The 18774-nt window shown below is 43.9% G+C and carries 13 protein-coding genes; 3 read left to right on the top strand and 10 right to left on the bottom strand.

What is annotated here, in order from left to right; genetic code table 11:
- Positions 1-14 precede the first annotated feature (14 nt).
- Positions 15-2234: an alpha/beta hydrolase gene (locus tag D2V05_RS17430; RefSeq protein ID WP_119648801.1), complete on the top strand. Its 2220-nt coding sequence runs from the start codon at positions 15-17 to the stop codon at positions 2232-2234.
- A gap of 24 nt (positions 2235-2258) precedes the next feature.
- Here the strand turns inward: D2V05_RS17430 and D2V05_RS17425 are convergent, their stop codons facing one another.
- Positions 2259-3023, bottom strand: a complete 765-nt coding sequence (locus D2V05_RS17425; protein WP_119648800.1) for a hypothetical protein — start codon at positions 3021-3023, stop codon at positions 2259-2261.
- Positions 3024-3283: 260 nt separating this feature from the next.
- Here D2V05_RS17425 and D2V05_RS17420 point away from each other — a divergent pair, with 260 nt between their 5' ends.
- Positions 3284-3904 (top strand): L-threonylcarbamoyladenylate synthase, encoded by a 621-nt coding sequence (locus D2V05_RS17420; protein WP_119648799.1) that lies wholly within the window; start codon positions 3284-3286, stop codon positions 3902-3904.
- Between the two features lie 52 nt (positions 3905-3956).
- On the opposite strand, the gene D2V05_RS17415 is transcribed toward D2V05_RS17420, so the two are convergent.
- The 3 genes from D2V05_RS17415 to D2V05_RS17405 form a co-directional block, all read right to left on the bottom strand.
- Positions 3957-4829 (bottom strand): OmpA family protein, encoded by an 873-nt coding sequence (locus D2V05_RS17415; RefSeq protein ID WP_119648798.1) that lies wholly within the window; start codon positions 4827-4829, stop codon positions 3957-3959.
- A 95-nt stretch (positions 4830-4924) separates the two neighbouring features.
- Positions 4925-5926 (bottom strand): glycosyltransferase family 2 protein, encoded by a 1002-nt coding sequence (locus D2V05_RS17410; RefSeq protein ID WP_119648797.1) that lies wholly within the window; start codon positions 5924-5926, stop codon positions 4925-4927.
- 12 nt (positions 5927-5938) lie between these two features.
- Positions 5939-6385, bottom strand: a complete 447-nt coding sequence (locus tag D2V05_RS17405) for a type I restriction enzyme HsdR N-terminal domain-containing protein (protein WP_119648796.1) — start codon at positions 6383-6385, stop codon at positions 5939-5941.
- A 27-nt stretch (positions 6386-6412) separates the two neighbouring features.
- On the opposite strand from D2V05_RS17405, the gene holA reads away from it, so the two are divergent.
- Positions 6413-7414, top strand: a complete 1002-nt coding sequence (gene holA, locus D2V05_RS17400) for a DNA polymerase III subunit delta (RefSeq protein ID WP_119648795.1) — start codon at positions 6413-6415, stop codon at positions 7412-7414.
- On the opposite strand, the gene D2V05_RS17395 is transcribed toward holA, so the two are convergent.
- The 6 genes from D2V05_RS17395 to D2V05_RS17370 all read right to left on the bottom strand — a co-directional run bounded on the left by D2V05_RS17395 (position 7415) and on the right by D2V05_RS17370 (position 18728).
- Entirely contained in the window at positions 7415-7792 is a 378-nt protein-coding gene (locus D2V05_RS17395) for a DoxX family protein (RefSeq protein ID WP_119641469.1), read from the bottom strand.
- 99 nt (positions 7793-7891) lie between these two features.
- Complete coding sequence (locus tag D2V05_RS17390; RefSeq protein WP_119648794.1) at positions 7892-10303, bottom strand: alpha-ketoacid dehydrogenase subunit alpha/beta; 2412 nt, start codon at positions 10301-10303, stop codon at positions 7892-7894.
- A 158-nt stretch (positions 10304-10461) separates the two neighbouring features.
- Positions 10462-13209, bottom strand: a complete 2748-nt coding sequence (locus D2V05_RS17385) for a gluzincin family metallopeptidase (RefSeq protein ID WP_313786756.1) — start codon at positions 13207-13209, stop codon at positions 10462-10464.
- A gap of 98 nt (positions 13210-13307) precedes the next feature.
- Positions 13308-13994, bottom strand: a complete 687-nt coding sequence (locus D2V05_RS17380; RefSeq protein WP_119641471.1) for an LOG family protein — start codon at positions 13992-13994, stop codon at positions 13308-13310.
- Between the two features lie 18 nt (positions 13995-14012).
- Positions 14013-16874 carry an excinuclease ABC subunit UvrA gene (uvrA, locus tag D2V05_RS17375; protein WP_119648793.1) on the bottom strand — a complete coding sequence of 954 codons (2862 nt, stop codon included), beginning with the start codon at positions 16872-16874 and terminating at the stop codon, positions 14013-14015.
- A gap of 105 nt (positions 16875-16979) precedes the next feature.
- Complete coding sequence (locus D2V05_RS17370; RefSeq protein ID WP_119648792.1) at positions 16980-18728, bottom strand: APC family permease; 1749 nt, start codon at positions 18726-18728, stop codon at positions 16980-16982.
- Between the last annotated feature and the right edge of the window lie 46 nt (positions 18729-18774).

Genomic DNA, 18774 nt, shown 5'->3' with positions numbered 1-18774 from the left:
AACCGACCAACCTCATGAAAAAACTGTTTGCCCAACCCTTATTTCTTTCCGTAGCCCTTGTGGTATTGCTTCTTTTCGGGATTTCCGGATATTATTTTGAAATCGGATTTCCTGCTTGGGTCACCATGGTATTGGGGCTGCTCATTGGAATACTGCTCTTGTTCCTTTTGAGAATTATTTTTTCCAAACTAATACCCTTGCTGGGGAAGATTCCAGCTTCGGTCTATGCTACACTTTTAACCGGCTTTGTAGCCCTGTACCTTATGCGGATGTATGCCTTTCGGTGGCCTGCTTCTTTATTTTATGCCCTTGCTGTTTTCGGGTTGATTTGTTGCGGACTGTTGATTTGGGGAATATGGAAAATCCTTGCGAAGACCAGTGTCAAGTGGGGTGCCGTAATGTTAATAGGGGCTCTGGTTTTAGCTGCTGTTGGTGTATATGGATTTTCAACGTTGGATGGGGATCCTTTCAGTAAAGAAGAGGGGGGGCAAGAATCAAATGTAGCGGTGGTCACTTTGAAGGAAATAGGATTGGACAATCCTTCCTCCCCAGGTACTTTTGAGGTGGAAACCTTTACGTATGGCAGTGGAACGGACCAAAAACGACCCGAATATGCCGAAGGCGTAAAAATAAAGACACCTTCTGTGGATGCTTCTTTGTTGCTTCCCGATTGGAAGGGCAAAAAGAAAAAGTGGCGTGAAAAGTTCTGGGGATTTGGGGTGAAGGAATTTCCCTTGAACGGAAGGGTGTATATGCCCAAGGGAGAAGGGCCTTTTCCTTTGGTACTGGTGGTGCATGGCAACCACAGCATGATTGATTATTCGGATGAAGGGTACGCTTATTTGGGTGGACTTTTGGCAAGCAGGGGCACCATTGTGGTTTCTGTGGATGAAAACTTTGTCAACGCACACTGGTCGGGTGATTTCAGAGGGAAAGAAATGCCAGTCCGTGGCTGGTTGTTGCTCAAACATTTGGAGCAGTGGGATCAATGGAACAGGGGAGGCAATGCCGATCTGAAGGGTAAAGTAGATATGGACAACATTGTTTTGATCGGTCATTCCCGAGGAGGTGAGGCGGTTTCCATTGCAGCGGCTTTCAATAAACTGAGCCGATTTCCCGATAATGCCAGGGAGGAGTTTGATTTCGGTTTCGGGATAAAAGGGGTGGTTACCATTGCTCCGACGGATTACCGATACGATAGGGAAATGGAGTTGGAGAACATCAACTACCTTTCCCTTCAAGGAGCTTGGGATTCTGATGAAACGAGTTTTTGGGGCATGCGACCCTATCATCGATTAAAATTCTCGGAAGGATTTGATGGTTTCAAAGCGGGCTTGTATATGAACCACGCCAACCACGGCCAATTCAATTCCACATGGGGTCGGTCCGACTTTGGGGCTCCCATGGAATGGTTGTTGAATTTGAAACCTTTGGTTACAGGCGAGGAACAACGGCAAGTGGCCAAGGTTTATGTGAGCGCCTTTGTGGAAGCTGTTTTGAAGGGAAACAAAGCCTATGTCCCCATTTTCAAGAATTCGGAACTGGCAGGGGAATGGTTGCCCAAAGAAGATTATTTTTCACAATACGCAGATACTTCCAAAAAGATATTGGTGGATTTTGAAGAGGATATGGATGTGGCCTCATCCAAAGATGGAATTCAGATCCAAGCCGAAAATTTCAAGGTTTGGAGAGAAGAACAACTCAAGTCCAGGGATGGTGGGAGTCAGCAAAACAATGCCCTGGTGCTGGGTTGGCGTTATGGGAAGAAGTCCATTGCAGATTCCATAGCGAGCTATACCATTGTTTTGCCGGATTCGCTCAAGAATTTTGAGACTGCGGACACCCTGGCACTTTCCTTGGCCATGGGCAATTTTGCCGAATTGAAGAACAAATCCGATAAAGAGAAAAAGGATGAGGCACCTGACCATGGTTTTAATTTCAGCGTTGTGCTTATTGATAGTTTGGAAAGGACTGCTACGGTGAATTTAGGGACTACGAATAGTTTCCCCAAAACCATTAAATCCAAGTTTACCAAGTTCAAGTTTTTGGACAAGGAGATGATAGGCCAGGAATCGGAAATCCAATTAAAAAGCTGTTATCTGCCCATTTCCCTGTTTAAGGTACAGAATGATAGTCTTCATATGGACAAGCTAAAGAGTATTAAACTTGTGTTTGATAAGGATTCGTTGGGGATTATTGTCCTGGATGATTTAGGCTTTTACCTAAAACCATAAAATGAATTTGGTTTTGGGGCTAATTCAGTGGTGCCCATTTTCCAGCACGTATTTTTTGCCATCGAACGCAAGGGTGTTTTCCACATTGGAAGTGTCCAACTGGTCTTGGAACAAAATCCTTAAACCGTTCATTTCTATTTTAAAATGGGAAGGAGTCCCCATTTTGGAAGAGTCCAACAAGCTATTGATGGCAATGGAAGATTCATTGTTAGGGAATGCGGGGGTCTCTTCAAGATAACCGTTCTTGAGGAGATAGGCATTCAAGCGATAAAACTTGTTTTGGTTGATGCTATCATTTCCTTGGAGGAGGTAAATGGTTTCACCATCGTAAGTCTCTATTTGATTGATTTCACTATAAATTACGGGTGTGCCATAAAGGGATGTGGGTACCATTTTATCATTGGAATGGTAAAGAGCAATGTTCTTGATCCTATTCCCGGAATTTTCCATATGGGTATACCATGAGAATACACAGACCTTTGTGTCAGGGGACAGGATGAATGAAAAGTCATGCTTTTTAGTATCATATCCGCTTAATATATCATCCAATAATTTAGGTGAGTCAATGCGCTCAATGGCCCTTCTTATTTTTTCATTGATTTCCACTAACCTTTCCGAATTGGAATTGGCTTCTGAATATGCTTTTTCAAGCTTTGTGAACAGGCTGTCCAATAGTTGGGTAATTTCTTTTCCATCGGAATATTGGGGAGAATTGTTCCTATTGGAACAACCGACGGCCAGCAATGCCGTAAGGCAAAATAAAAGCAAGGCGTATGGTGTAAGCTTCATTCTTTGGGGATGTAATGGTGGCATATGGAACAAATTTGCAAGTTTTACGTACGGTTTTTGGTGTACAATCTACCAATCGACCATATCAATTGACCAATCGGTTTTTTTACTGCATAGATGCTGCCATTACTTTAAGGTTGGTTGTCTTAAGAAAAAATTGGCATATATCAATTGAATTGGATTCATTTATGTATATATCACGGTATTCTTTAGTAACTTGGTCTGTTGGAAACGATTGAACTTTCCTTTGGAACAATAAGATGGCAGAGTTGATAAAACTTTATGAAGAGAACCCGAATCCCCGGCAGGTGGAGAAGGTGGTCAACGTACTCAGAAAGGGTGGATTGGTCATTTACCCTACGGATACAGTATATGGTTTAGGGTGCGATATTACCAATACCAAGGCATTGGAACGTCTGGCCAGAATTAAGGGGGTTAAGTTGGAAAAGGCCAATTGGTCCTTTGTTTGTGCGGATTTGAGTAATTTATCGGATTATGTTCGGCAAATTGATTCATCCACTTTCAAGATTTTGAAAAGGACCCTTCCAGGACCTTATACTTTTATCCTTCCTGGGAACAACAATCTGCCAAAAGATTTCAAGAAAAAGAAAACGGTAGGAATTAGGGTGCCCGACAACAACATTGCCAGGGCCTTGGTGGCAGAATTGGGCAATCCAATTGTTTCTACTTCCATTCGTGATGAAGATGATATTTTGGAATATACCACCGATCCGGAGCTCATTTATGAAAAATGGCAGAATCTGGTCGACGTGGTAATCGATGGCGGTTATGGCGATAATGTGGCCTCCACGGTTATAGATCTATCCGAAGGAGAACCTGTTGTGGTTCGTGAAGGAAAGGGTAGCCTTGATATTTTATAAAATAAAAAAAGCGGCCTCTTTAGGCCGCTTCTTATTTTTCATTAACCGATTCTTATTTACCGGTACCGCCAATGGCAGGATCTTTCATTCCTTCTTCGATCATGTTATAGAACTGATCGATTTTTGGAAGCACCACGATTCGTGTTCTTCTGTTTTTGGCCCTGTTGGCAGAAGTGTCGTTGCTCACAAGTGGTACGTAGTAGCTACGTCCGGCAGCGGTCATTCTGGCAGGATCTACACCAAAATCATTTTGTAGGATCCTCACAACAGCTGTTGCCCTTTTGGCACTCAAGTCCCAGTTATCCAAAAGCACTCCGCTTCTGTAAGGTACGTTGTCGGTATGGCCTTCCACCATAAATTCGAAGTCAGGCTTGTTGTTCACCACTTTGGCTACTTTACCTAGTACTTCTTTGGCAGCATTGGTGACGTTGTAGCTTCCGCTTCTGAACAACAATTTGTCAGAGATGGAAACGAATACGACACCTTTTTCAACACTTACTTCGATGTCCTCATCGTCCAAGTTTCCAAGTACACCTTTCAAGCTTTGTACCAAAGCAAGGTTAACAGAGTCCCTACGTGTAACGGCATCTTGGAGCTTTCTAATGGTAAGGTCTTTTTCACGAAGGCTTTCCAAAGATTTTTCAAGGTTTTCAGCACCTTTTGTAGTTAAGGTGGTCAAATTGCCCATGTTGTTGATAAGCTCTTGATTGTTGGCTTTCAAAAAGGCATTTTGGTCTTCGAGGGTTTTTAATTTGGCATCTGCAGTGGCTTTGTCTTCCAAACAATCGTTCAGTTTAACGGTTGCAGAGTTCAATAAATCTTGGGTTTCTTTTTGTTTGGCTTCCAGTTCTGCATATTTCTTCTGCGATACACAAGACGTTAAGAGAACTGACATTGCCAATGTTCCTAGAAAAACTTTTTTCATAGTTCAGAGTATAATTTAAGGATTGTTAGATTAATCAATGTTAAAAAACTAAACCAAAATTATAGAAAAACCAAGGCTTCACTATTTCGGTATCGTTAATCTTTTACTAAAATGTTAAAATTCTTTATATGATGTACGAAATAGGACCAAACAATGGATGTCACCGGGTAGTACTTTAATAAAAAATTAGCTTTTTCCCGCTTTTTGTACATTTTGCTAAAGTTAGCATAAAAACTTAAATGTGCCTTGAGGATAGCGAAGCAGTGGTCAAATTTAAATTGAAAAACGAAGCGGAGTGCCGCAATGCCATCCAACAACAATCGGATAAGGACAATGGGCCAAGCTTTTTTTCGGGGAAGATTTTTAGTGATAGAGTATAGGGAGTTCCTGAAATTGAGAAAGGTTTTCTTTGGATTCATGTTGGATAGGGTGGAACCTCCTAAATGGTACACATGGCTTTGTCCCACATAGAACACTTTATGCCCGGCATTTTTGGCCCGCCAACAAAGGTCTATTTCTTCTTGATGGGCAAAATAGTCCTCATCAAAACCGTTCAATGATTGGAACACCTCGCTTTTGATGAACATGCACGCCCCAGTAGCCCAAAATACTTCTTTGATGTCATCGTACTGCCCTTCGTCCTTTTCAATGGATTGAAAAATCCGCCCTCTGCAAAATGGGTATCCCAACATATCAATAAAACCACCGGCTGCACCGGCATATTCAAAATGATCCTTTTGTTTGAGGTCCAATATCTTAGGTTGTATGATGGCTGCTTCCGGAATTTCATCAAAGGCCTTGATGATAGGTCCCAGCCAATTTTCCGTCACCTCTACATCGGAGTTCAAAAGGCAGAACAGGTCGGCTTCAATATGTTTCAATCCATCGTTGTAGCCTTTGGCAAAACCACCGTTGACATCATTTTGCACCACACCAATGGAAGGGTAGTGCTGTTTTAAAAAATCCACGGAGCCATCGGTACTGGCATTGTCCACCACATAAATATCCGCTCCTTTGGAATGCTCCATGACCGATGGGAGGAACCGCTCCAAAAGGGCTTCCCCATTCCAATTGAGTATGACTACGGCGATTTTCAAAACGGAGGCAAATTAACGGCTAAAATCAGGAATATCCTCCAAAAACCTATATTTTTCATGCTCATGATCCATTTCGCAACAATAATGTTCCAAACCGTTGGTCACCAAAAGATAATTGGCTTTTAGCTGATAGTTGTAGCGCGCAATCTGATCAAAGGTGCTTTGGTCTATCTTGATTTCGGGTGCTTTGCATTCCACTAAGAGAAAAATGGACCCATCCGGATTGAAAACCACCACATCGTAGCGTTTTTTCAGGGAATTGACCTTTAATTGTTTTTCCACATTGACCAAGCTTTTGGGGAAATTCTTGGTGAAAATCAAAAAATGGAGCAAGTGCTGCCGTACCCATTCTTCAGGTTGCAGTACCACAAATTTTTTACGGATACCATCAAAAATGTACTGTCTATTTTGGCTATTTTTGATTCGAAACGAATATTTGGGAAAGTTCAATGGCTGCATTGGACAAAATTGACGATTTTTTTTGGAATGGAAAGAGTAAAGGAAATTGTGGCGGAAATCAATAAGGGAAATCCCAAGCCTATTTATTTTTTAATGGGGGAAGAGCCCTATTACATTGATAAAATCTCCCAATATATTGCTGAAAACGTCCTTACCGAGGATGAAAAGGGGTTTAACCAAATGGTGCTCTATGGGAAAGATACCACTGTGGAAGATGTGGTGGCCAACGCCAAACGCTTTCCTATGATGGCGGAACACCAAGTGGTGATTGTGAAAGAAGCCCAACACCTTTCAAGAACCATAGAGAACCTAATCTCTTATGCTGAAAATCCTCAACCTACCACTATCTTGGTTATTTGCTATAAGTATAAAAAGCTGGATAAAAGGAAAAAGCTGTACAAGGCCATCCAAAAATCTGGGGAACTTTTTGAAAGCAACAAACTGTATGAAAACCAGGTAGCGGATTGGATCCGTAGGACTTTGAGTGGAAAGGGATATAAAATCTCCCCCAAGTCGTGCGTACTTTTGGTGGAGTTTTTGGGCACGGATCTAAGCAAAATAAGCAATGAGTTGGATAAGCTTTCGTTAGTAGTGGCTCAAAGCACTGAAATTACTGCAAGCATTATCGAAGAGCATATCGGAATAAGCAAGGATTTCAACAACTTTGAACTGAAGAAAGCCATTGGTGAGCGCGATGTGAAGAAAGCCTCACGCATTATCGATTACTTTGCACAAAATCCAAAAGACAATCCTTTTGTGGTCACCATCACCCTATTGAATACTTTTTTTACGCAGTTATTGCAATATCACGGTTTGAGTGATCATTCCCCGGGGAATGTAGCCAAGGTGTTGGGAATCAACCCCTATTTCGTAAATGAATTTACCGTAGCGGCAAGGAATTATCCCATGAAAAGGGTAAGCGGTATCATTTCCAGTCTTAGGGACTTGGATCTTAAAAGCAAAGGAGTAGGGGCCAACAATATGGCTCAAGCTGATCTACTTAAGGAACTATTGGTGCAAATCGTGTAATTACTTTTTGTCTACGCTGTATTTGCCGGGACCTAAAAGCATGATTACCACAAAAATGGCCAGATAAAGAAGGGCCATTTCCTTTCTTCCGAAAGGATCCGCTCCATGGATGATGAAACCGGCCACAAACATGGTGATGGCGGTCGGTATAGCTGCCCAACGGGTCTTAAACCCAATAATCATCAAAAGAGGACAGATAAATTCACCCACTACGGCCAAAAATAAGGTTGGTGCTTGGCCGATACCAAAAGGATTGGCAAATTCGGTATTGCCATTGATCAAGTTCATAAGTTTGGGATAACCGTGGGTCAGCATGAAAGCGGAAGGAATAATTCTCAATAGTGCCAGTCCAAGGTGTATAAGTGTGTTATTTTTCATTCATGGGGGATTTAGTTGACGTGAAAATATTAATAATGTTTCAAAAAACGCAACATTACTTCACGAAAAGAGCTTTTCGATTGATGCATCTCCACAAATTCACCTTAACGGAGGAAAGGATTTTGGGTCTACTTCATGCATGATTTCATAGACTTTTTCAAAAATATCCTCGGCATTCGGTTTGGAAAAATAATCCCCATCCGTCGCGTATGCAGGTCGATGCGCCTTGGAAGTCAATGTTTGGGGAGCACTGTCCAAATATTTGTAACCCCCTTGCCTTTCTACTATTTCCTGTAGCAAGTAAGCCGAGCATCCACCAGGAACATCCTCGTCAATGACCAACAGCCTGTTCGTCTTTTGGAGGCTTTTCACCACATCGTGCTCCAAGTCAAAAGGTAATAGGGTTTGGGCATCTATAACTTCGGCATCAATGCCTACTTCAAGAAGTTCTTGGGCTACTTTTTCAACAATCCGTAGTGTTGAACCATACGAAAGCAAGGTGATATCGGTACCTTTCTTCAGGGTTTCTACTTTACCTATGGGAGTACAGAAATCGCCCAGATTGGAAGGTAATTTTTCTTTTAAACGATAACCATTAAGGCTTTCTATGATCAATGCAGGTTCATCGCTCTTCAACAAGGTATTGTAAAAACCGGCAGCCTGTGTCATGTTCCTTGGCGCCAGGACATACATGCCTCGAAGCAAATGAATCAAACCACCCATGGGAGAGCCAGAATGCCAAATACCTTCCAGTCGATGTCCCCTGGTGCGCACGATTAGCGGGGCCTTTTGTTTGCCCACGGTTCTATACATCAATGTAGCAAGATCGTCGCTCAAAGTTTGGATGGCATACAGGATGTAATCCAAATATTGGATCTCTGCAATAGGGCGGAGCCCGCGAAGTGCCATCCCAATACCTTGGCCAATAATGGTAGTCTCTCGGATACCCGTGTCGGCAACCCTGAGTTCACCGAATTTTTTTTGCAAGCCTTCAAGTCCTTGGTTCACATCCCCAATATTTCCAGTATCTTCCCCAAAGACCAAAGCTTGAGGATATTTTTCAAAGAGGGCATCAAAATTGTCCCGAAGGATGATACGCCCATCCACTTCTTCTACATTGTTGGGGTAGGTGGGAGGCACGGCTGCTATATTGGTGGCCTTGTTGCTCAGTTCACTGTACAGGTGTGAACTGTATTTGGGCTCATTGGTGTCCAAAAAGTTGGCGACCCATTGTTGCAATTGGTTCTTTTCGGGGCTGTTTTCCCCCAGTAGATATCGAAGGGCATGTCTGGATTTGGAGGCCAAATCCTTTTTCAGGGGCTCTTCAATGGCAATAAGGTCGTTCTTTATTTTGGTGATGAATGCCCTATTCGGACTTTTTGCAGCGACTTGATCCAACAACTGGACCAGTTGTTTTTTGGCTTCCAAATGGGGTTGAAGGAACTCGGACCACGCTTCCTTTTTGGCCGTGCGGACTTTGTGCTTGATCTCGCGATCTAACTTTTTCAGGTCCTCTTCGGAACAAATTCCATTTTCCAGTATCCATTCCCTAAATTGTTTGTTACAATCGTGCTCCCTTTCCCATTCAAGTCTTTCCGCAGATTTATAGCGCTCATGGGATCCAGAGGTGGAGTGTCCTTGCGGCTGGGTAAGTTCCGTCACATGGATCATCACGGGAACATGTTCTTCCCGTGCAATATCTGAAGCATTCTCAAAAGCATGTATCAAAGCGGTATAGTCCCATCCCTTCACTTTCAGGATTTCATATCCCTTGTGTTCCTCATCGCGTTGCAAGCCACTCAACGCTTCGGAGATATTGCCCTTTGTGGTATGATACTCGGAAGGAACGGAAATACCGTAATCATCGTCCCAGATGCAAATAACCATAGGGATCTGCATGACCCCAGCAGCGTTTACGGCTTCAAAAAAATGACCTTCGCTAGTACTTGCGTTACCGATGGTACCCCAAGCCACTTCATTTCCATTGTTGGAAAAATTGGTCTGGTCTATTTCCTTTACGTTTCGATATATTTTTGAGGCTTGTGCCAAGCCCACTAGGCGTGGCATTTGTCCTGCCGTGCAAGAAATGTCCGCGCTGCTGTTCTTTTGTTTGGTGAGATCTTTCCACGTGCCATCCTCGTTCAGACTGTGGGTCACAAAGTGGCCTCCCATTTGCCTTCCGGCGCTCATAGGGTCTTTGTTGATATCAGTAGTGGCATAAAGTCCATGGAAAAACTCCTTAGGGCTCAAATAGCCCAAGGCCATCATGAAGGTTTGGTCCCGGTAATAACCGCTTCTGAAATCCCCATCTTGGAACGCCCGGGCCATGGCCAGTTGTGGGAGTTCTTTTCCGTCCCCAAAAATCCCAAATTTGGCCTTTCCGGAGAGTACTTCGCGCCTGCCCAACAAACTACATTCCCTGCTGGTAACGGCTATTTCATAATCCTGAAGGATCTGCGATCTAAAATCGTCAAAGGAAATATCGTTGCTGGTACTCGGGTCAGGTTTCATGGGCTAATGTCGATTTCTGCGAAATTACTAAAATACAATCAAATCAGCAATAACACCACACGTTAATAAAATAACAATTTGATAATGATAAATGGTTTTTAAAACAAATTCTTCAAAAAAATGTCATTCTAAAACTTGTATGTTATGAAATCATCAAATTAAAACCATTTTCGGGTAAATAGACCGATAAGGGTCTTGGGACTTATGGTGACTATAAAACGGATGCGTTGGCCATAATCATCTTGCCCAATTTCCCATCCCCGATTGGAATAGACAGGAAAATACAGTTCGAAATAATCGGTGACCAAATTTAATCGCACCCCCGAATCGTACACAAAACGGGCGTCGCCCCCCTTGCTTTTAAGAAAGCCGATATCCCCATAAGCCTCAACCCACCTCCAAATGTTGGCGCTTGCATTGGTAGTGGCGATCCAATCGTTGGCGAATGGGTTTTCCAATTTGGATTTGAACCCCCCTTCGGCGATAATGATCTGTTGGCTATACAATCCGGAGCTTTCCGATCTTCCCAAATAGGCCAGGTCGAACATATAATCCGTGGGCCGGTCCAATGCAAAGCTGAAAAAATCGGATGCGGTATTGTTTCTTAAAAATTTACCGGCGTAGAAGCGCAGGTTCAACTGTCTGTTGCTCTGGAAGAGTTTCCGATATTCCATTTCAAAGGCCAGCTTGGAGAAATCATTGGAATGTTGGGCATCCAAAGACCAAGAGAGATAGTTCAGGATATTGTTGTCCACGTCCGTGAAACGGGCATTCATCACCCCATAGTTGGGATCTGTGTCAATTTGGTTTTCAAGGGTAGGATCAACGTTTCGGAAGACATTTCGGTAACGGAACATCAAATATTGCCTTCTGTTGGACAATAAATCATTTGGCCGCCAGCCAAAAGTCACGGCGGGGGTTAAGGTAGAGAAACGGGAATTTTCCTGAAAATGCGATGTGGAACCGGAAAAAGAAAAATCAGTAACGTACAATCCCGTTTTCTTATGGTATTTCCGATATCTGAACCCTGCTTTTCCTACCAAGGTGTGCTCCAAAAAGGAGTAGGTCGGTGAAATATCATATAAAAACTGCCGCTCCAAGAATGTTTTGTTGTAAAGTCTCAGTCCGGGAGTGATACCATCGTAAATGTTGAAGTTTACAATGGGCACATAGAAAATTTGATTGTAATAAGGATCTTCGGTATCCTTGAAAAATTGAAACTTCAACTTCTTGTTGCTGGATAGAAAACCATTCAGGGTCTTCCAGTTATCCCGTTGGTTAAATTCCGGTATCTTTTGATCGTAATTGAGCACCATTCGGTCTTCCCCGTTTCTAGGGAGGGTCACGGTCTTGGTGGAATCAATGCCCGTGAACCAGTAGTGCGAAATGACGGAGTCTTTCTGCAGCCCAAAAAGGGATATGGGAACATTGGTGCCCCGTTTGTTTTTTATCGTTAAGGAAATGGAATCGTCGGTCTTTTCAATTTTCTTGATCTTGAAATCAATTTTCTTGTCCGTGGAAACATATTCATCAAAAAACCAATCGATGTCCTTTTTCGCATGCGCCTTGATCGTGCTTTCAAAATCCAGGGCCGAAACATGTTGCCTTAGCTTGAAGTTTTTATAAAAATCGATAATGCTGCTATCCACTTGGTGTTCCCCAAGATAGTTGGAGAGGTAGGACATACCCAATCCAGCTTTGTAGCCGTTTGCAATTTTTTCGTTGAACTTGATTAAGGAATCGTTGCTGGTGGTCAGTGCTTGGTCTATGTTTTTTCTGGCCGAGAGCATACTGAACAGGGTGTACTGCTCATTAAAGTCCATCTGGGCAAAGTGGAAATTTTTAATGCCCCATACTCTGGAAAGTTTTCCGGCCAATTTCTGATCAGGATAGTATTCCTCTACATATTTGATCATCAGGTAATACCCAATGGCATCGTTCACCCATCGTTCCTGCCGTGGGTCCAAGAACAAGGTTTCCTTTAAATAACTGCGAACGGCCGTTTTCAAAAATTTCATTTCAAACTGGAATTGCTCTTCATAGGGTCTTATGAAGGAAGGCAACTGCCCAATCCCGTACAGTGGGGATTTGTTGTAATCAAATTCACTGACCAATAAATTTTGATGTGGGTATTCGCCCAAATTTTCATCCAAAAAGTCGGCAATCCTTTTGATGGAAATCCCTTGGGATATCTCATCATATTTATTGGATTCTACATCCGTGATGACAGTAAACGGCCCTGTGACATGCTTGGTGAAGGTTTTCTGGGGAGTAAGGATGATCTCACAGTTTTTTCTTTGGTTTCCAAACAATTGGGTATGCTGTCCCCCTGGGAAATTGGAAACAGTGGAATGCCTGAAATTGGAAGCTAAAAATAAGTGTTCCGGAAATGTGAAATTGATGGAAGTTTCGGTAACATCGGTGTAAAGGTCATCAAGGCCTTTGTTGTCATAAAGACGCCAGTAACCATCAAAAACAGCAGGGGATAGGTACCAGTCCTTAAGGTTGTATCCGCCACCGTCCACGGCACCATATGCAGTAAACTTCGCGTTGGGCAACTTGATCGTGTAGGTCAAGAACAGTTCCACCGATTCCCCTGGGCGCAGGATGTCGTTTAGGGTAATGGCAATTAAATCACGGTTGCCAACCCTTTCCCAATTCAACCCTGTATAGTTCTGGTCTACGATGGACATAACGGTCGTATGCCCCCTTTCACGGTCCTTGGCCAAATGGAGCCCGCGATTAAATTCTTCTGCAAAACGTTTGGCCAAAGCCGTATTCTTGTTGGAATAGGCATGGTTCCAGTCGTTGAAATAAAGGGAGGAAAGCCCACTGGTAGAATGGTTCACATAGGTGAACTTCTGTCGAATCCTGATTTGATTGCTCGGCCCATCAAGGGTTGCCACAATTTCATTTTTGTGCTGCCCCCAAAGTGAGGCGCACAAAAGAAAAAGAAGCAAAGCAAACCGCAAATGGACCCGATGGCTCTTCAACATGGAAAGGATTAAAAGTTGGGACTAAGGGTTCGGCCCTTGTAAAAGGCATCTATGATTTCCACCACTTCATCTTCGGTATCCACCAGTTTGATGAGATCCAAATCCCTAGGACTGATATTCCCGGCCTCAAGCATGGTATTCTTGATCCAATCGATCAAGCCCTTCCAAAAATCCGTGCCCACCAAAATAATGGGAAACGTGTGTATCTTATGGGTTTGGATCAAGGTAATCGCTTCAAAAAGTTCATCCAAGGTGCCAAAACCTCCCGGCATGACCACAAATCCTTGTGAATACTTCACGAACATGACTTTTCGGACAAAGAAATAATCAAAATCCAAGCTTTTGTCGTCATCGATGTAGGGATTGTCGTGTTGCTCGAACGGAAGGTCGATGTTCAATCCCACTGAAGTTCCTCCTGCAAGATTGGCACCCCGGTTCCCGGCTTCCATGATTCCGGGCCCACCTCCGGTGATGATTCCATACCCGGCTTCGGAAATCCGTTTGGAGATGTTTACCGCCAGATCATAATACTTATTGCCCGGTCTTACCCGCGCCGATCCAAATATGGAAACACATGGGCCGATGACGCTCATTTTTTCGAATCCATTGACGAATTCGCCCATAATCTTGAAAATGGCCCACGAATCATTGGTCTTTATCTCGTTCCAGCCTTTGGAATGCTGCTCTTTTCGCATTTGCATAATGATATCTTTTTAAACTGCCCGTGCAATCTTTTGTTTTGTGTTCTCCAGTTCTTTTTTCAAGAACTTTGCTGTATAGCTTTTTTTGTCCTTGGCCACTTCCTCTGGAGTACCTGTGGCCACGACCATACCGCCCCCTCGGCCTCCTTCGTATCCAATATCGATGATATGGTCCACCATTTTGATCACATCCATATTGTGTTCGATTACCAAAATAGTGTTACCCTTGTCCACTAATTGGTCGAGCACTTCCATCAACACCCTGATATCTTCAAAGTGCAGGCCGGTAGTCGGTTCGTCGAGGATGTAAAATGTATTTCCGGTATCGCGCTTGGATAGCTCAGTGGCCAATTTCACCCGTTGCGCCTCGCCCCCGGAAAGGGTAGTGGACTGTTGCCCCAATGATATATAACCCAATCCCACATCTTTTATTGTTTTCAATTTACGGTGGATCTTGGGAATGTTTTCAAAGAAATCGACTGCTTCGTTGATGGTCATTTCCAGCACATCGGCAATGGATTTGCCCTTATACCGGATTTCCAAGGTTTCTCGGTTGAAACGCTTGCCGTTGCAGGTCTCGCATTCTACATACACATCCGGCAAAAAGTTCATTTCGATGACTTTAAGACCACCTCCTTGACAGGTCTCGCATCTACCCCCCGCCACATTGAAACTGAAACGTCCCGGTTTGTATCCGCGTATTGTTGCCTCGGTGGTTTTGGCAAACAATGTACGGATCTCACTAAAAACGCCTGTGTAGGTGGCTGGGTTGGATCGAGGTGTTCTTCCGATAGGGGATTGGTTAATGTCGATGACCTTATCGATATGCTCCAACCCTTTTATTTTTTTGTAGGGCATGGGTTTTTTGACCCCATTGAAGTAATGTGCGTTCATGATGGGGTAAAGGGTCTCGTTCACCAAAGTAGATTTGCCACTTCCCGATACACCCGTAACCCCGATAAGTTTTCCCAAAGGGAATTCTACGGTTACATCTTTCAAATTATTGCCCGTACATCCCGAAAGCACAATTTTTTTCCCGGTTCCCTTTCTTCTTTCACTTGGAACAGGGATTTCCAATTCCCCGGTAATGTATTGTGCGGTCAGGGTATGATGGTCCTTCAATTCCTGTGGACTGCCCTCGGAAATGATCTCTCCACCATGTTTACCCGCCCTTGGACCTATGTCGATGACGTGGTCTGCACGTTCGATCATATCCCGATCGTGTTCTACCACAATAACCGAATTGCCAATATCCCGAAGCGATTCCAAAGAATGGATCAAGCGTTCATTGTCCCTTTGGTGCAAACCGATACTGGGTTCATCCAAAATATAAAGTACCCCAACCAATTGTGAACCTATCTGGGTCGCCAATCGGATGCGCTGGGCCTCACCTCCGGAAAGGGATTTGGAGCTTCTACCCAATGAGAGATAATCCAATCCTACATCCAACAGAAATCCAATGCGTGCCTTGATTTCCTTGATGATTTCCTCGGCTATGATTTTTTGATCACCTTCCAAGGTGTCCTCTAATTTTTGGAAGAATTCGGCCAATTCGGTGATGTCCATATGGGCCAACTCGGCAATGTTCTTTTCCCCGATTTTAAAATAAAGGGACTCCTGCCTTAGTCTGGCACCATGGCAGCTTGGACAGTCCACTTTATCCATATAATCCTTGGCCCATCGTTTTATGGAAGTGGAATTAGCTTCTTCAAACTGGGTCCGGATAAAATTGGAAATGCCCTCGTAATCAATTTTATATTGTCGTTTGACCCCTAAGGATTTGGAGTCGACCTCAAAGCTTTCCTTACCGCCGTTCAAAATAACGTCCATGGCTTCCTCGGGAATCTTTTCAATGGCGTCCGAAAGGTCAAAATTATACCGCTGTGCAATGGTTTCGAGCTGCTTGAAGGCCCAAGATTTTTTGTATTCGCCCAATGGGGCCAATCCTCCGGCTTTTATGGATAGTTTTTTGTTGGGAATGATTTTTTGCTCGTTCACTTCGTACACATGCCCCAGTCCGCTGCACTCGGGGCACATGCCTTTTGGGGAGTTGAACGAAAAAGTGTTCGGTTCCGGGGTAGGATAGGAGATACCCGTGGAAGGACACATGAGATCCCTACTGAAATATCTGGGAACGGTTTCCCCTTCCTCCAGTACCATCAACACATTGTCGCCACTGTACATGGCGGTATTGATCGTTTCAGCCAGGCGTTTATGGAAATCCTCCGTATCGGAAACTTTTAAACGGTCGATGACAATTTCAATATCGTGGGTCTTGTAACGGTCGACTTTCATACCCTTGGTGATGTCCATGATCTCACCATCGACCCTCACTTTTACGAAACCTTGCTTGGCAATTTGCTCGAAAAGCTCGCGATAATGCCCTTTTCTGGATTTGATCACGGGAGCTAATACGTTGATTTTCTTGTCGAGGTACGAGGAGATGATCAAATCCTTGATCTGCTCATCGCTGTAGCTGACCATCTTTTCTCCCGTGTTGTAACTGTAGGCATCCCCGGCACGGGCAAACAACAAACGCAGAAAATCGTATACCTCGGTAATGGTGCCTACGGTAGACCTTGGGGATTTGGAGGTGGTTTTCTGTTCAATGGCAATCACAGGGGAAAGTCCATCGATCTTGTCCACATCGGGTCGTTCCAAGCCACCCAAAAATTGACGAGCGTAGGCAGAAAAAGTTTCAATATAGCGTCGTTGGCCTTCTGCATAGATAGTGTCAAACGCCAACGATGATTTTCCACTGCCCGAAAGTCCAGTGATTACTACGAGTTTTTCGCGTGGAATGGTGACATCAATATTTTTCAGGTTGTGTACCCGGGCACCCTTGACCTCAATATGTTCTTCGTAGTTGACCATAAATCATAGCAAAGCTTCAAAAGTAGCGATTTGGCACGTAAAAAAGAAGGAGGTTTGCTTTTCGTTATTAGTTTATAGAAAGCGTCTAAATAGTTGTTTTTTCAATCAAATGATCAACCGTACGCCCCCCAGTTCCTGCAAGGGGTAGGGGAATTTATCACTTGGACTTCCAATAAACATGAAATTGATGGGGATGTTCCATTCCACCGATAGTTTTTTAATCAGTTGTGGTGTGAATTTTCCGTGCAATTGGATGTATTCTATTTTGATTTCGGGGTATTCCCTATCCAGCACATCAAGGTCGGCCACAAAACTTTTGGTGGCCTGCTCCCCTTCGGGAAAAACGGACACAATCTTGAGTTTTCGGGTGTGCTCGTTGTTGCGGATGTACAATAAAACCTTGTTCAATAGGGCCACATCATCTTTTTTTGTGAAATACACGAATTCCTGATCGTTGATTCTGTTGATGGTCTGGTTGATGCCTTTGTAGGACCGTACCAAAAAACGATTGATAGGATCCAGAAAGTAACGAATCAATCGTAAAAGTAATTTGAGCAACGCGGTTCGGTTCAACATTACCATGACCACCGCAATGGTAGGGATGAAATATTCCATGAACACGGCCAAATAATCCGGGTTAAGGATAATGTTTCCGGCTAAAGCCACAATAACCGCTACAATGGCAACCAACAAGGATAGCCAACCTGAACGTTCAGGTCGTGGTAGATTTTTACGACGAACTTTCAACAAAATGTTCCCGATTCCGAACAAGGCCATCACGGACAAAAAGGCAATGGTGTAGACCCCTGCCAAGGCTTCTAGATTCCCTTCGGTGATCAGCAATATGGAGACACACAGCAAGAAAAAGAAAATGGCAATCCGATAGGTGCTCCCTTTTTTGTTTCGCTTTAAAAGAAATGGGGGAAGGATTCTATCCAAGGTAATCCGTTCCACAAGCCCTGAAACACCCACAAAGGAAGTAAGCACCGCACCACTGAGCACCAACACCGCATCTACGGAAACCAAAGTGGACAACCATGGGCCGCTTGCTTGATTCCCCATAATGGAAAGTAAGGCTTCACGGTTGTGTTCTATTTCGGAAATAGGCAATACGGCCAAGGCCAAGAACGCAATCAACGGGTTGAAAATGGTCACCACCACCCACATGTTGCGCAAGGTTTTGGGGAAAACGCCTTTTTTCTGTTCTTCCACAAAGTTGGCCGAACTTTCAAATCCACTGATCCCCAACATGGCAGCAGAAAAACCAAAGAATAGGGCCATGGGGAGCGCTCCGTGTTTTACGGGCAAGGCATTGTTGTCCGTGAATACTTTTAGGCCGTGTTCAAAAAGGTACATTCCGGCAAATGATGACAATAAGATCAACGACGACAAGTGGAAGATGAAAATAGCAATGGCTACTTTGGAGGATTCCCCAATCCCTATGATCACTAATCCCATAAAAATGGCCAATAGTACAATGGTCGCCAAAATAATGGGGAGTTGGGGGACCAAGGTACCTAGATAGGCCATGGCCTCATTGGCGGAAATCACCGCGGTGGCCATATACGACAACAAGGTCAAAGAGGCGGCCAAGGACGCCATTCCCTTGCTAGTGGTGTTCAAGAGGGCGTTGTAGGCCCCACCGTTCATGGGAAGGGCCCCGACCACTTCACCATAAATTTTTCTGAACAGAAACAGGACGACCCCTACGATCAACAGGGAAATCCAAGCGTATTGACCGGCATGCAACACCGCCAACGCGGATACGTACAGACAAGAAGAACTGATGTCGTTACCACTGATGGATGTAGAGGCCAACTCTCCGAGTTTTACCCTTAATTTTTGTGGTTCCATGTAAGATGGCTTATAAAAGCATGAACGAATGTAGGGTAAAGTTGTA

This window comes from Flagellimonas pelagia (genome assembly GCF_003584135.1).
Lineage (GTDB): Bacteria > Bacteroidota > Bacteroidia > Flavobacteriales > Flavobacteriaceae > Flagellimonas > Flagellimonas pelagia.
This window is presented reverse-complemented; position numbering and strand designations above follow the sequence as displayed.

Coding starts and splice junctions, on each gene's coding strand:
- D2V05_RS17430 (WP_119648801.1), top strand. CDS start 15: ATGAAAAAACTGTTTGCCCAACCCTTATTTCTTTCCGTAGCCCTTGTG.
- D2V05_RS17425 (WP_119648800.1), bottom strand. CDS start 3,023: ATGAAGCTTACACCATACGCCTTGCTTTTATTTTGCCTTACGGCATTG.
- D2V05_RS17420 (WP_119648799.1), top strand. CDS start 3,284: ATGGCAGAGTTGATAAAACTTTATGAAGAGAACCCGAATCCCCGGCAG.
- D2V05_RS17415 (WP_119648798.1), bottom strand. CDS start 4,829: ATGAAAAAAGTTTTTCTAGGAACATTGGCAATGTCAGTTCTCTTAACG.
- D2V05_RS17405 (WP_119648796.1), bottom strand. CDS start 6,385: ATGCAGCCATTGAACTTTCCCAAATATTCGTTTCGAATCAAAAATAGC.
- holA (WP_119648795.1), top strand. CDS start 6,413: ATGGAAAGAGTAAAGGAAATTGTGGCGGAAATCAATAAGGGAAATCCC.
- D2V05_RS17395 (WP_119641469.1), bottom strand. CDS start 7,792: ATGAAAAATAACACACTTATACACCTTGGACTGGCACTATTGAGAATT.
- D2V05_RS17390 (WP_119648794.1), bottom strand. CDS start 10,303: ATGAAACCTGACCCGAGTACCAGCAACGATATTTCCTTTGACGATTTT.
- D2V05_RS17380 (WP_119641471.1), bottom strand. CDS start 13,994: ATGCGAAAAGAGCAGCATTCCAAAGGCTGGAACGAGATAAAGACCAAT.
- uvrA (WP_119648793.1), bottom strand. CDS start 16,874: ATGGTCAACTACGAAGAACATATTGAGGTCAAGGGTGCCCGGGTACAC.
- D2V05_RS17370 (WP_119648792.1), bottom strand. CDS start 18,728: ATGGAACCACAAAAATTAAGGGTAAAACTCGGAGAGTTGGCCTCTACA.